We start from the raw sequence: 12,717 nt of genomic DNA on the forward strand, positions 1-12,717 counted from the left end.
TCCACACCAGAAGCCAGCGGCCCATTGCATGCCACAGGAACCACAGACAGGCGCAGACAGCGAAACCGGGAGGACCCTGAGCCGCAGGGCCCTGCTGACCTGTCTGGCTTTGGGTGCGGCGGCGCTGACCGCCTGCCAGCCGCCGCCCCAGGCGCCACTGAAACTGGGCTTGAACCCCTGGGTCGGCTACGACCCGATGGTGCTGGCGCGCGACAGGGGCCTGATGGACGCGACGCAGGTCAAGGTGGTGGAGCTCGCTTCCAGCTCTGAAACCATGCGCTACCTGCGCAACGGCTTGCTCGACGGCGCCGCACTGACCCTGGACGAGACCCTGCGTCTGGCCGACGAGGGCGTCGACCTGCGCATCGTGCTCCTGCTGTCGACCTCGGCCGGTGCCGATGTGGTGATGGCGCGTCCGGACATCCGCAGCCCGGCCGGGCTGCGTGGCCGCTCGATTGCCGTCGAGCGGACCACGGTGGGCGCCCTGATGCTGCAGCGCCTGCTGCAGGTCGGTGGCCTGCAGCCGCACGAGGTGCAGGTTCGCAACCTGGAGGCCTCGCAGCACCTGGCCGCGCTGCGCAACGGGCTGGTCGATGCGGCTGTGACGTACGAGCCCCTGGCCGGGACCTTGCAGGCCGAAGGACTGCGGCCGGTGTTCGACAGCCGCCAGATGCCGGGCGACATCGTGGACGTGCTGGTGGTCCGGGCAGAGACGCTGTCGCGGCGCCAGCCGCAGGTCGAGGCGGCCGTGCTCGGCTGGCGCCGCGGGCTCAGTGCCCTGGAGAGCGATCCGCAGGCGAGTGCCGAGCTGCTGGCGGTGGGTGTCGACCTCACGCCCGCCGACTACCTCACCACGCTGAAGGGGCTGAAGTTCTATACCGATCAGGAGGGCCAGGCGCTCATGTCGGGCCGGCCGCGCGCACTGGGGCGGCAGTCGGAAAGTCTGGCCACCACCCTGGGCCTGATGGGCCTGATCAGGACACCGCCAGACTGGGCGCGGCTGCTGGACGAGGGCTGGGCCGACCGCCTGCAGGCCCTGGAAAGCGCACAGCCGTGATGTCGGCGCTGCGCCATGGTCTGCTGGGCATGTCCGGCCGCCGGCTGGTGCCCCTGCTGATCTTTCTGGTGGCCCTGCTGGCGATCGGCATCCGGTACCAGCACCAGATGGGGCGCATGACAGCCGAAGTGGAGGTGATCGAAGCCCAGCGGCTGCGAGACCGCCTGGGCATTGACCAGAACCGTCTCGACGTGCGCATGGGCATGTCCGACCCGCTGATGCTGCGCCGGATCGTGGGCGCGCTGGGCCTGCACGATGGCATGGAGCACGCCTATCTCGTCAGTCCGCAGAACGTGGTGCTGGCCTCGCTGTCGCGGGCCGACATCGGGCGGACGCTGGACGAGGTGCTCTCGCGGGTCGACGAGCGCGAGCGTCTGCGGGCGCTTTTCAACGGGCCGGTGCGCACCGGGATCGACATCTCGGTGGTTCGGGAGACCTCGTTGCTGACCGGCTGGGTGACTTTGCTGGACGGACACCGTCTGGGAGTGCTGGTGGACATCTCCGTCCCTCTGGCGCAGCGCCGGCAGCAGGCGCAGCGGGAACTGGCCGTCGAGGCGCTGGCCGCGCTGGGTGTGGCGACCCTGCTGGCGCTGCTGCTGCACCTGATCTGGTTCCGGCGGGCCCAGAAGCTGGTCACGGCCCTGGAACACATGGGCGCAGGCGACCTCTCGGCGCGCGCGGGGCTGACCGGGGAGGATGAACTTGCGCTGATCGGACGCGCCACCGACCACATGGCCGGCCAGCTGGAGACCGACCGGGCCGTGGCCTTGCACCTGAGCGAGCTGGTCAACCGTTCGCCGCTGGTGGTGATCGAGTGGCGTCTGGCGCCTGGCTGGCCGGTGCACTATGTCAACGACAACATCCGCCAGTGGGGCTACGACCCGCACGCGCTGGTGGTGGGGCGCGTGCCGTTCGTGTCGCTGCTGCACCCGGACGACGCCGGGTGGGTCGGGGCCGAGGTGGACCGTTTCCTGGAGCACGGGCCGGACGAGTACCACCAGGAATACCGGATCCTCCGGGCCGATGGTTCCACCGCCTGGGTGCACGACCACACCCGCTATGAGCGCAACGAACTCGGCCAGGTGGTGCGGATCAGCGGCATCCTGCTGGACATCAGCGCACAGAAGGAGGCCCAGCAGGCCCAGCGGGAGCAGGCCGAGTTGCTGCGCATGTTCTACGAACTGCCCTTCCTGGGCATGGCGATCTCGTCGCCGACCGACAAGCGCTGGCTGCAGGTCAACGACCAGCTGTGCGAGATCCTCGGCTACCCGCGCGAGGAGCTCCTGCGCAAGAACTGGGCCGAGATGACACCGCCGGGCGACCTGGAGCGCAACGTGGCGCTGTTCGACGAGCTGATCGCCGGGCAGCGCAGCGGCTACCGCATGTCCAAGCGCTTCGTGCGCAAGGACGGGCGCATGGTGCACGCCGAAATTGACGTGCGCGCGGTCCGTGACGAGCGCGGACAGGTCCGGCAGCTGTTCGCCACCATCCAGGACGTGACCGAACGCCATCGGTACGAACAGACGCTGCAGCAGATGCAGGACCAGATGCTCAAGGCACAGCGCATCGGCAACATGGGAAGCTGGACCATGGACCTGCGCAGGCGCACCTTCGTGGCGTCGCCGCAGGCGCTGGTGATCTATGGCACCGATCCGGCACATCCGGAAATGACGCTGGAGGAAGCCGATGCCCTGGTGGTGCCGGAAGACCGGGCGCTGGTGCGGGAGGCCGTCCGGCGCGGTGCCAGCACCGGTGAGCCCAGCGACCTGCGCTGCCGCGTCCTGAACCCGGTGCGCGGTGTGCGCCACCTGCATGTGCGGGCCGAGTTCGAACCCGAGGACGGGCAGTTCGTGCGCTGCGTCGGCATGGTGGTCGACGAGACCGACCTGGTCGAGGCGCAGCGCGACCGGGACCGCCTGGTCTCGGTGCTGGAGGCGACCCCGGACATCGTGAGCATGGCCAATCCTCGGGGGGAGGTGTTCTATTACAACCGCGCCGGTTACGAGGTGCTCGGGTTGCCTGAGGACGCACCGCTGGCAGACGCGATCGGTCGCGTGCACCCCGAATGGGCGGTGCGGATCGTGAAGGAGCAGGGCATACCGGTGGCGATCGCACAGGGCCGCTGGCTGGGAGAGACGGCGGTGTACGGCGCGGATGGCCGCGAGATCCCGATGTCGCAGATGATTCTCTCGCACCACGGAGCCGACGGGCAGCTGATGTACCTGTCGACCATCCTGCGCGACATCTCCGAGCGCAAGGTGGCCGAGGCCGCGCTGCGCGAGCAGGGCCGGGTGCTGGCCGAGGCGCAGGAACTCTCGCGCATGGGCAACTGGCGCATCGACCTGCCGTCGCGTCAGGTGTCCTGGTCGAGAGGCCTGTTTCCGCTGCTTGGCTTTGACCCGGACGCCGACCAGGCCTCGATGGAGAACTTCATGGCCAGCATGCACCCGGACGACCGTCCGCGAATGCAGCAGACCATGCGGGAGCACCTCGCTGGCAAGGACGGCGACACCCGTGTGGTCGACCACCGCGTGGTGACGCCGGCAGGGGTCCGGTACCTGGAGACACGGGCGCGCCTGTCCTGCGACGGTCAGGGGAAGCCGATGCGCCTGTTCGGCACCACCATGGACGTCACCGAGCGGGTGCTGGCTTCGCAAGTGGTGACCGACCTCAAGGACATGCTGGAGCAGGCAGAGACGGTGTCGCTGCTGGGCAGCTGGGCCGGCGACGCCGAAACGCAGCGGCTCAATGTCTCGGCCCAGTTGTTTCGCAACCTGGGGCTGGAGCCGGCGGCTCGGCCGCCGACGGATGCGCAGTACCTGGACCGCATCCACCCCGACGACCGTCCCATGGTGATGGACGACATGCGGACCATCCGCGCCGGTGGCCCGCCCAAGGACTTCGTGTTCCGCACCAACCCCGCCCACGGCCCTGTGCGCTGGATGCGCCGGACCGCGCGCCGCATCGACCGGAGCGCCGAGAAGCTGCAACCGCGGTACATCGGCACCTTGCTGGACATCACCGAGTCGGTGCATGCCGAGGAGCAGCTGCGGCACATCAACCAGGCGCTGGAGCAGCGGGTGGCCGAGCGCACCGCGCAGCTGAGCCAGGCGAACCAGGAGCTGGAGGCGTTTTCCTACACCGTGTCGCACGACCTCAAGGCGCCGCTGCGCGGCATCGACGGCTACAGCCAGCTGCTGGTGGAAGAGTACGGCGACAGGCTCGACGAAGAGGGCCGGCACTTCGTGCGCCGCATCCGCCACGGAGTGCAGCAGATGGGCGCATTGATTTCCGACCTGCTGGAGTACTCGCGCATGGAGCGGCGCGACATGGCCGCCGGGCCGGTGGCGATCCGGCCGCTGGTCGAATCGATCCTGGAGAGTTTCCATGCCGACATCGAGCGCCAGGGCGCACAGGTGCGGACCGGGCTGGAGGACTTCACGCTGGCACTGGACCGCGAGGGCATTTCGGTGGTGCTGCGCAACCTGATCGGCAACGCGCTGAAGTTCAGCCGGGACAGCAGCCCGCCCGTGGTCGAGATCGGCAGCTGCCTGAAAAACGGGTGCCGTGTCCTCTGGGTGCGCGACAACGGGGTGGGTTTTGACATGAAATACCACGATCGCATGTTCGGCATCTTCCAGCGCCTGCACCGGGCGGAAGAGTTTCCGGGCACAGGCGTCGGTCTGGCGCTGGTGGCCAAGGCCGTGCAGCGCATGGGCGGACGTGTGTGGGCCGAGAGTGCCCCGGGCGCCGGCGCCACCTTCTATCTGGAGTTCCCGCTATGAACACTGCCCTGCAGCCGCCCCCGATCCTGCTGGTCGAGGACAACCCGATGGACCTGGACCTGACGCTCCGGGCATTCACGAAGAAGCGGCTCACCAACCATGTGCAGGTGGCGCGCGACGGCGAGGAGGCGCTGGCTTTCATGGCGCGCTGGGACGCGGGAGAACAGCTGCCGGCGGTGATCCTGCTGGACATCAACCTGCCCAAGGTCAACGGGCTGGAAGTGCTGCGCCAGCTCAAGGCGCACGAGCGTTTCCGCCGCATCCCGGTGGTGATCCTCACCTCCTCGCGCGAAGACCGCGACCTCACCGCCGCCTACGACCTGGGCGTGAACTCGTACATCGAGAAGCCGGTGAGCTTCAGCAAGTTCATGGAAGTGGCCGAGCAGATCGAGCTCTACTGGTGCGTGCTCAACGAGCGGCCCGGCCGGGTCTGATCAGAGGTCCAGCACCAGACGCGCGCTGCTGGCGCGCGAGCAGCACGGCAGGAACTGGTTGTTCGCCGCGCGCTCCTCGGGCGTGAGGTACTGGTCGCGGTGGTCCGGCACGCCGCTTTTCACCCCCGTCAGGCAGGTGCCGCAGACGCCCTGCTCGCAGGACATCGGAATGTCCAGACCGGCCGCCAGCAGCGCGGCCAGCGCGGTCTGGTCGGCCGCCACCGGGATCACGCGGCCGCTGCTCGCCAGCTCCAGCTCGAAGCCGCCGTCGCCCGCCGTGCCGGTGGGCGCGGCCGCGAAGTACTCGCGGTGCAGGCGGGCCTCGTCCCAGCCCTGGGCGCGGCCTTCGGCCAGCACCGCCTCCATGAAGCCGGTGGGGCCGCAGACGTAGAGATGGCTGCCGGCCGGCGCGCTGCGCAGCGTGGCGGCGAGGTCCAGCTTCTGCATCGCCGGACCGTCGTCGAAGTGGTGGTGCACTCGGTCCGCGTAGGGGGCGCTCGCCAGCTGCGCCACGAAGGGTGTGCGCTCGCGCGAGCGCGTGGCGTGGTGCAGCGTGAAGCCGCCGCCTTGTGCTGCCAGCTGCTCGGCCATGGCCAGCAGCGGCGTGATGCCGATGCCACCGGCCAGCAGCAGGTGGTGCGGCGCCGCGGGGTCCAGTTCGAACAGGTTGCGCGGCGTGCCGATGTCCAGCACCGTGCCCACCTGCAGCTGGTCGTGCACCGTGGCCGAGCCGCCGCGCGAGGCGGCGTCGCGCAGCACGGCGATGCGGTAGCGTTGCGTTTCGCCGGGCGGATTGCACAGGGAGTACTGGCGCACCAGGCCGCCGGGCAGGTGCACGTCGATGTGGGCACCGGCGCTGAAGCCGGGCAGGGCGCTGCCGTCCACCGGCACCAGGTCGAGGCTGCAGATGTCCAGCGCCTCGTCCCGGCGGACCGCCACGCGCACGCGCAGCAGGGCGGTCATGCCGCACCCCGTTCTGCGGCGATCACGCGCTCGATCACCTTGCGCGACTGCACGCCGCCGGTGTCGATGTTGAGCTTGAGCAGGGCACGGTCCGGGAAGGCGCTGAGGTTGCGCTGCTGGCGCTCCAGCATCTCCAGGTCCTCAGAGAAAATCTTGCTCTGGCCCTCGCGGATCTGAGCCGTCAGCGCCTTGTCGCCCGGGTTGAACTTGCGCGCCATGCCCCAGAAGTAGTGCATCGAGGTGTTGGTCTCGGGTGTGATGAAGTCGATCACCTGGCTGTAGACCTTGTGTTCGGCCGGCGCGTCGTAGCCGCCGTGGCCGGCGTGGGCCACACCCACCTCGATGATCACGTGGCTGGGCGGCGTGAAGCGGCAGATCTGCCAGCGGTCCACCGGCACGTCGTCGGCCAGTCCCTTGGCGCGCAGTGCGGCCTTCCAGAACGGCGGCGCGGGGATGTCGCTCATGAAGCGGCTGGTCACCACCTCGTCGCCGTTGACGGTGGTCTTGCAGGGCGTCTCGTCGATCTCCGGCTGGCCGATGCTGGTGGCGTGCACGTAGGTCTCGTGCGTCAGGTCCATCAGGTTGTCGATCATCAGCCGGTAGTCGGCCTTGACGTGGTAGAGCCCGCCGCCGTAGGCCCACTCGGGGTTGTCGTGCCATTCCATGTGCGGGATCAGCGCCGGGTCGGCCTTGTCCTTCTCGCCCGGCCAGACCCAGACGAAGCCGTAGCGCTCTTCCACCGGGAAGCTGCGGATGGCCGGAAAGCCGCCGACGCGCTGGCCCGGCATGGCGATCGTCTTGCCGTCGCAGCCCATCTCCAGCCCGTGGTAGCCGCAGACCAGTTTTCCTTCGCACACATAACCCAGCGACAGCGGTGCGCCGCGGTGCGGGCAGAAGTCCTCCACCGCGGCCACCTTGCCCTCGTGGGCCCGGTAGAACACGATGGCCTGGTTGCAGATGGTGCGGCCCAGGGGTTTTTCGTCGATCTCGTCGGCCGAGCAGGCCACGTACCAGGTGTTGACGGGGAACATGCAGGTCTCCTTCGTGGGTGGTTTCTTCATTCAGTATGCTGAATGAAGTGCATTGTACGAACAGGGCGCGAGGAAAAAAAGACCCCGCAAATCCGGGTTAACCCTGATCGGAAGGGGAGGCCGACTGTTCGTTGAGGTGCACGAACTTGCGCAGCAGGCGCAGGAACTCGTCCCGTTCGTGGGGCTCCAGCGGCTCCAGCAGGCGCGAGTACATCGGGTGCACGCGCGGCAGCATGTCGGCCAGCACCGACTCGCCGTCGGCGGTCAGGCGCAGCGCGCGCTGGCGCCTTGGCAGCAGTTCGCGCACGATCCAGCCCTTGGCATCGAGCCGGGTGGCGATGTCGGCGGTGGTGGATGTGTCCAGCGCCACCCGGTCGGCCAGGGTCACCTGGTCGATGCCGGGCTCGGCCTTTAGCGCGCGCAGCACGGCGTACTGCACCGGCGTGACCTGCCGGCCGTGGGTGTCGTGAAAGGTCGACACCGCGAGCTGGTGCGCGCGGCGGATCAGGTGGCCGGGTTCGGCCTGCAGCGTCAGGTTGGTCGGCGGGTCCGTGTTCACGTGAGGCTCGGCGGCTGTTGGATGCCGGGATCTTAAGCCGCACCTGCGGCAAGGTGCAGAAACTCAGCACGCGCGCAGGCGCGCCAGGATCGACTCGAAGTCGGGAGATTCGACAATGGACAGGATGGCGAGCGCGTAGGAGGCCGCGGCGGCCTCCTGGCTGAACAGGCGGCTGAGGGTGCCGGGCGCCAGCAGGCGGTTGACGCGGGTGCCGGGGGCGGTGGCGCGGATGTCTTCGAGCACCAGGGCCAGGGGCAGCGCAGGCGTGCCCTTGGGAAAGCCCAGGGTTTCGACGAAGGTCGGCGGTTCGACGGCGGGCTGGGCGGCCTGTGCGGCGGCCAGCCTCGGGTCCGGCTGGGGCAGGGCGCCGTAGGCGGACTCGGTGAACAGCTCTCGGGTCTGGGGGCGCATGGCGTGGTGGACGGTGGTCTGACGGTTCGGGAGCGGTTGCTGTCGCCATCTTGCCCGGTGTGCCAGCATGAATCACTGTCAGCACTGACAGGTTGTTGCGGATGCCGGCGGAAGCGCGAGACTTTCCGCACACGGTGCAACCCTGTGGCTGCCACGGGACTCGGCATGGTCATCGCGGCACGCGCGTGGCATCATGGTCCGGAGGTCCTGCAAGGGGCGGGGCCATTCGCTGGAGGCGAGCGCCATGCTGAACATCCTGATCCCGGTCGACGGTTCCTCCCACGCGCTGCTGGCGGTGCACCACGCGGTGCGGCTGGTGCATTCGGGGCTGCGGGCGCGCTTCGTGGTGGCGAACGTGCAGGAGAGCGCGACGCTGTACGAGATGGTGGTGGCGCACGATCCCGAGGTGCTGGAAAAGGTGAGCGAGGGCGCGGGGATGGACCTGATGCGGCCGGCGGTGGCGCTGCTGGAGGCGGCGGGGCAGAAGGTCGAGAAGGAAGTGGCCAGCGGTGATCCGGCGAACACCTTGATCGACATCATCGAGCGGTATGGCTGTCAGGCGGTGATCATGACCGCTGGCACCGGCGGGGGCTTGCGGGCAGCCCTGCTGGGTTCGGTGACGCAGCACCTGGTGGACCACTCGCCGGTGCCGGTGACGGTGGTGCGGGAGCCGGTCGCGCCTTCCGAAGAAGACTCGTGACCTGTTTTTCTCCGGCGGCTGGTGGGGTTGTTGCTTTGTTGACTCCCCCTCTCTGCGCCAACGGCGCGGGGTGACCGGCTCCGCTCATGTCCCCCGGGTTTTGCTGCGCAAAACCCTCCTCCTTTACTTCGCTGCGCCAGTCACCCCGCGCCGTTGGCGCCCGCACGACTGTGGGTGTGCCGCTTTTGGCGGGCCTGCAATGCTTCACCTGAAAGCGGTTGGGTGCCCTGCAGAGCGAAGTAAAGGAGGAGACGGCCGAAGGCCGTCGGGGGACATGAGCGGCGCAGGGTGCCCAACCGCTTTCAGGTCCGCGAAGGTGCAGCCGAAAAACGCCCTGAGAACCGCTTCTGCAGGCAATTTTGAAATTACGTTTAGAGAAACGTATTTACCAATATGAAATTCTGAGCTACAGTACGCCCCGGACCAAACCACCCGGCCGGCAGACCAGAACACGCCGGTGCACACCCCGCAGGAGACAGACCTCGATGGGCACCTACACCTACCCCACCTTTCCGTACCGCGCCCCCGCCGACCTCATGGCCGGCGCGCCGCAGCGCAAACCCCTGATCGTCATCGGCGCCGGCCCGGTCGGCCTGGCCGCGGCCATCGACGCCCGGCTGCACGGCCTGGACGTGCTGCTGTTCGACGAAGAAGACAGCGTCTCCTTCGGCTCGCGCGCCGTCTGCTACGCCAAGCGCGCGCTCGAAATCCTCGACCGCCTGGGCGTGGGTGACGCTATCGTCGACAAGGGCGTGAGCTGGAACGTCGGTCGCACCTTCCTGCGCGAGGAAGAGGTCTACCGCTTCAACCTCGTGCCCGACGCCGGCCACAAGCGCCCCGGCATGATCAACCTGCAGCAGTACCACCTCGAAGAAGCGCTGGTGCACCGCGCCACCGAACTTGGCGCCGACCTGCGCTGGAAATACAAGGTGGTGGGCGTGCAGCCCCTGGGTGACAACGGAAGCGAGGGCGCCCGCGTCAGCGTCGAGACGCCCGACGGCCACTTCGAGATCGATGCCGACTGGCTGATCGTGGCCGACGGCGCGCGCTCCAACGTGCGGCGCCAGCTGGGCCTGGACATCGAGGGCCATGTCTTCAAGGACCGCTTCCTGATCGCCGACGTGGTGATGAAGGCCGACTTCCCGGCCGAGCGCTGGTTCTGGTTCGACCCGCCCTTCCATCCCAACCAGAGCGTGCTGCTGCACAAGCAGAGCGACAACGTCTGGCGCATCGACTTCCAGCTCGGCTGGGACGCCGACCCCGAGGAAGAGAAGAAGCCCGAGAAGATCATCCCGCGCGTCAAGGCCATGCTGGGCGACGACCGCGAGTTCGAACTGGAGTGGGCCAGCATCTACACCTTCCAGTGCCGGCGCATGAAGAACTTCCGCCACGGCCGCCTGCTGTTTGTGGGCGACGCGGCGCACCAGGTCTCGCCCTTCGGGGCGCGCGGCGCCAACTCCGGTTTCCAGGACACCGACGACCTGTTGTGGAAGCTGGCGCTGGTGATGAAGGGGCAGGCGCCCGAGGCACTGCTGGACAGCTACGACGCCGACCGCACCTACGCGGCCGACGAGAACATCCGCAACTCCACCCGCTCCACCGACTTCATCACGCCCAAGAGCGCGGTCAGCAAGCTGTTCCGCAACGCCGCACTGGAACTGGCGCGCACGCAGCCCTTCGCCCGCAAGCTGGTCAACTCGGGCCGCCTGTCGGTGCCTGCCTTCCTGGTGCAGTCGGCGCTGAACACGCCCGACGCCGACACCTTCGAGGGCAACATGGTCCCTGGCGCGCCGATGGACGACGCGCCGGTGCGCGTGGCCGGCTACGACGCCTGGCTGCTCGACCAGCTGGGCAACCGCTTCGTGCTGCTGGCCTTCGTGGACGACCCGGGCCAGCTGGAGCTGTCGCTGCGCGCCCAGGCCACGGCGCTGGCCGCCGGCCCGGTGCCGGTGGAGACGGTGCTGGTGACGCCGCATGGCGGTAATGCCGTCGGTTTCACCGTGCTGCAGGACCGCGACGGCCTGTTCGCCCAGCGCTACGACGCCCGCCCGGGCACGACCTACCTGGTCCGCCCCGACCAGCACGTGACCGCCCGCTGGCGCCGCTCCGACCTGGCCGCCGTGCGCGCCGCCCTGGCCCGCGCCACCGGACAGGGCCTGACCGCCGCGGCCGCCCAGCCCGAAGCCGTCGCCGCCTGAACCCCGAGGAGACATTCATGAGCCTGCAACTGCAACCCAACCTCGCCGAACCCGGCCAGCGCTACTTCCGCGACTTCACGCCCGGCGACGACTTCTACGAAGCCCTGATCGAGACCCACCGCGACCTCAGCGACGAACAGAGCCAGATGCTGAATGCCAAGCTGATCCTGTTGCTGGCGAACCAGGTCGGCGACATCTCGGCCCTGAAACAAGCCCTGGCCATCGCCCGTGAAGGCGTCTGAACCCGCACCCGACAACGGAACACCCACAGGAGAACCCCATGAACATCCGCAAGATCCACCACGTCGCCTACCGCTGCAAGGACGCCAAGGAAACCGTCGAGTGGTACCAGAAGCACCTGGGCATGAACTTCGTGCTGGCCATCGCCGAAGACCAGGTGCCGTCCACCCACGCGCCAGACCCCTACATGCACCTGTTCATGGACGCGGGTGGCGGCAACATCCTGGCCTTCTTCGAACTGCCGAACTCGCCCGAGATGGGCAAGGACCCCAACACGCCCGACTGGGTCCAGCACATCGCGCTGGAGGTCGACACCGTGGCCGAACTCGAAGCCACCAAGGCGAAGCTGGAAGCGGCCGGCATCCCGGTGGTGGGCCTGACCGACCACACCATCTTCAAGTCGATCTACTTCTTCGACCCCAACGGCCACCGCCTGGAGCTGGCCGCCAACACCGCCACGCCCGAGATGATGAAGAAGCTCGACGACGTGAAGTGGGACATGCTCAATGAATGGTCCCAGACCAAGCGCGCGCCCAAGCACGCCGCCTGGATGCACGAAAAAGAACTGGCCGCCAGCTGAAATTGGGGGGTGAAAACCCCTCAAGTTCCGGTTTAGGTGGTCGAAAACCCGGAAGACCAGCGGAATTGTCATGGCCGCTGACCCGTTGAAAAGGGGGTTTTCCATGCTGAACATCAGTACCAGCCAGCCCGTGAGCTGGCCGACCGCGGCGCCCGTGACCGTGGCGCCGGTGCCTGCCGTGGCCTCGGTCGGGGCTGCGCAGCCGTCCGCCCGCGATCCGCAGGCCGATTCGGGCCGCGGTGGCCAAGGTGCGCGCGGCGGTGTTCCGTCACCGGTCCGCGGCGACCAGGAGCCGGGTGCTGGTGTGTCCACGGCCCAGCCGGCGCCCATCCTGCCCAACGGTCCCAAGGGCAGCGAACGAACCTCGCCCGCCGACAACCTGGCCGATGCCAGGCTGCGTGCCGAGCAGCGCCAGGAAGAACAAAAGGCCCGTGAGCAGGCGGAGCAGAAGCCCCAGTTGCAAGAGGTGCTGGCCTCCGTGTGGAAGGCCAGCGCCGCCGTGGTCGAGGTGGTGCTGGGCCGAGAGCAGGCGGCGGACGCGGTCGATGCCGCCGCAGCCAGCGGGGCGCGGGACAGCGGGGCCGCGAACCAGCGACCCGTCGCCAACGATGCCCAGGTGGATCTGCCGGGCATCGAGGCCGTTCCTGCCGCGCTGCGCCGGGAACAGGCGCCGGTGGCCTACACCGAGCAGGGCGCCAGCACCTGGCAGTCCCTGGAAACCGGCAGCCTGCTCAGCCGCCGGGTCTGAGCCCAGCAACA

General features: G+C 68.5%; 12 protein-coding genes. 8 read left to right on the plus strand and 4 right to left on the minus strand.

The genetic code is table 11. From position 1 onward, the window contains the following. Positions 1 to 28 precede the first annotated feature (28 nt). From DD542_RS05020 to DD542_RS05030, 3 genes are read left to right on the plus strand one after another with little or no spacing between them, the layout of a single operon-like run. Positions 29 to 1,057 carry an ABC transporter substrate-binding protein gene (locus DD542_RS05020; protein WP_079366674.1) on the plus strand — a complete coding sequence of 343 codons (1,029 nt, stop codon included), beginning with the start codon at positions 29 to 31 and terminating at the stop codon, positions 1,055 to 1,057. Next, positions 1,057 to 4,842: a PAS domain-containing protein gene (locus tag DD542_RS05025; protein ID WP_127804248.1), complete on the plus strand. Its 3,786-nt coding sequence runs from the start codon at positions 1,057 to 1,059 to the stop codon at positions 4,840 to 4,842. The genes DD542_RS05020 and DD542_RS05025 overlap by 1 nt, the downstream gene beginning before the upstream one ends. Continuing rightward, positions 4,839 to 5,276, plus strand: coding sequence for a response regulator (locus DD542_RS05030; RefSeq protein WP_066261250.1), 438 nt, complete (start codon positions 4,839 to 4,841; stop codon positions 5,274 to 5,276). The genes DD542_RS05025 and DD542_RS05030 overlap by 4 nt, the downstream gene beginning before the upstream one ends. On the opposite strand, the gene DD542_RS05035 is transcribed toward DD542_RS05030, so the two are convergent. The 4 genes from DD542_RS05035 to DD542_RS05050 form a co-directional block, all read right to left on the minus strand. Continuing rightward, a complete protein-coding gene (locus DD542_RS05035) occupies positions 5,277 to 6,239 on the minus strand; it encodes a PDR/VanB family oxidoreductase (protein WP_127804250.1) in 963 nt (320 codons plus the stop codon). After that, positions 6,236 to 7,270: an aromatic ring-hydroxylating dioxygenase subunit alpha gene (locus tag DD542_RS05040; RefSeq protein WP_127804252.1), complete on the minus strand. Its 1,035-nt coding sequence runs from the start codon at positions 7,268 to 7,270 to the stop codon at positions 6,236 to 6,238. The genes DD542_RS05035 and DD542_RS05040 overlap by 4 nt, the downstream gene beginning before the upstream one ends. Positions 7,271 to 7,367: 97 nt before the next feature. After that, positions 7,368 to 7,829 carry a MarR family transcriptional regulator gene (locus DD542_RS05045; RefSeq protein WP_127804254.1) on the minus strand — a complete coding sequence of 154 codons (462 nt, stop codon included), beginning with the start codon at positions 7,827 to 7,829 and terminating at the stop codon, positions 7,368 to 7,370. Between the two features lie 63 nt (positions 7,830 to 7,892). Continuing rightward, positions 7,893 to 8,240 (minus strand): hypothetical protein, encoded by a 348-nt coding sequence (locus DD542_RS05050; protein WP_127804256.1) that lies wholly within the window; start codon positions 8,238 to 8,240, stop codon positions 7,893 to 7,895. Between the two features lie 244 nt (positions 8,241 to 8,484). Between DD542_RS05050 and DD542_RS05055 the strand changes: the two genes are divergently transcribed. The 5 genes from DD542_RS05055 (at position 8,485) to DD542_RS05075 (ending at position 12,706) form a co-directional block, all read left to right on the plus strand. Then, positions 8,485 to 8,940 (plus strand): universal stress protein, encoded by a 456-nt coding sequence (locus DD542_RS05055; protein WP_127804258.1) that lies wholly within the window; start codon positions 8,485 to 8,487, stop codon positions 8,938 to 8,940. Between the two features lie 485 nt (positions 8,941 to 9,425). Beyond that, positions 9,426 to 11,138 (plus strand): FAD-dependent oxidoreductase, encoded by a 1,713-nt coding sequence (locus tag DD542_RS05060; RefSeq protein ID WP_127804260.1) that lies wholly within the window; start codon positions 9,426 to 9,428, stop codon positions 11,136 to 11,138. 17 nt (positions 11,139 to 11,155) lie between these two features. Next, on the plus strand, positions 11,156 to 11,380 hold the full coding sequence (locus tag DD542_RS05065) for a DUF2783 domain-containing protein (protein ID WP_066154945.1): 225 nt from the start codon (positions 11,156 to 11,158) through the stop codon (positions 11,378 to 11,380). A gap of 38 nt (positions 11,381 to 11,418) precedes the next feature. Then, positions 11,419 to 11,958, plus strand: a complete 540-nt coding sequence (locus DD542_RS05070; RefSeq protein WP_079366681.1) for a VOC family protein — start codon at positions 11,419 to 11,421, stop codon at positions 11,956 to 11,958. Positions 11,959 to 12,061: 103 nt separating this feature from the next. Next, positions 12,062 to 12,706: a hypothetical protein gene (locus DD542_RS05075; protein WP_127804262.1), complete on the plus strand. Its 645-nt coding sequence runs from the start codon at positions 12,062 to 12,064 to the stop codon at positions 12,704 to 12,706. The last annotated feature ends 11 nt before the right edge of the window (positions 12,707 to 12,717 follow it).

Source organism: Hydrogenophaga sp. NH-16 (genome assembly GCF_004006415.1).
Lineage (GTDB): Bacteria > Pseudomonadota > Gammaproteobacteria > Burkholderiales > Burkholderiaceae_C > Hydrogenophaga > Hydrogenophaga pseudoflava.

What these genes read in the sequence shown, in the direction of transcription:
- DD542_RS05030 (WP_066261250.1), top strand. Translation starts at nt 4,839, where the DNA reads ATGAACACTGCCCTGCAGCCGCCCCCGATCCTGCTGGTCGAGGACAAC.
- DD542_RS05050 (WP_127804256.1), bottom strand. Translation starts at nt 8,240, where the DNA reads ATGCGCCCCCAGACCCGAGAGCTGTTCACCGAGTCCGCCTACGGCGCC.
- DD542_RS05075 (WP_127804262.1), top strand. Translation starts at nt 12,062, where the DNA reads ATGCTGAACATCAGTACCAGCCAGCCCGTGAGCTGGCCGACCGCGGCG.
- DD542_RS05020 (WP_079366674.1), top strand. Translation starts at nt 29, where the DNA reads ATGCCACAGGAACCACAGACAGGCGCAGACAGCGAAACCGGGAGGACC.
- DD542_RS05060 (WP_127804260.1), top strand. Translation starts at nt 9,426, where the DNA reads ATGGGCACCTACACCTACCCCACCTTTCCGTACCGCGCCCCCGCCGAC.
- DD542_RS05055 (WP_127804258.1), top strand. Translation starts at nt 8,485, where the DNA reads ATGCTGAACATCCTGATCCCGGTCGACGGTTCCTCCCACGCGCTGCTG.
- DD542_RS05040 (WP_127804252.1), bottom strand. Translation starts at nt 7,270, where the DNA reads ATGTTCCCCGTCAACACCTGGTACGTGGCCTGCTCGGCCGACGAGATC.
- DD542_RS05025 (WP_127804248.1), top strand. Translation starts at nt 1,057, where the DNA reads ATGTCGGCGCTGCGCCATGGTCTGCTGGGCATGTCCGGCCGCCGGCTG.
- DD542_RS05065 (WP_066154945.1), top strand. Translation starts at nt 11,156, where the DNA reads ATGAGCCTGCAACTGCAACCCAACCTCGCCGAACCCGGCCAGCGCTAC.
- DD542_RS05070 (WP_079366681.1), top strand. Translation starts at nt 11,419, where the DNA reads ATGAACATCCGCAAGATCCACCACGTCGCCTACCGCTGCAAGGACGCC.
- DD542_RS05035 (WP_127804250.1), bottom strand. Translation starts at nt 6,239, where the DNA reads ATGACCGCCCTGCTGCGCGTGCGCGTGGCGGTCCGCCGGGACGAGGCG.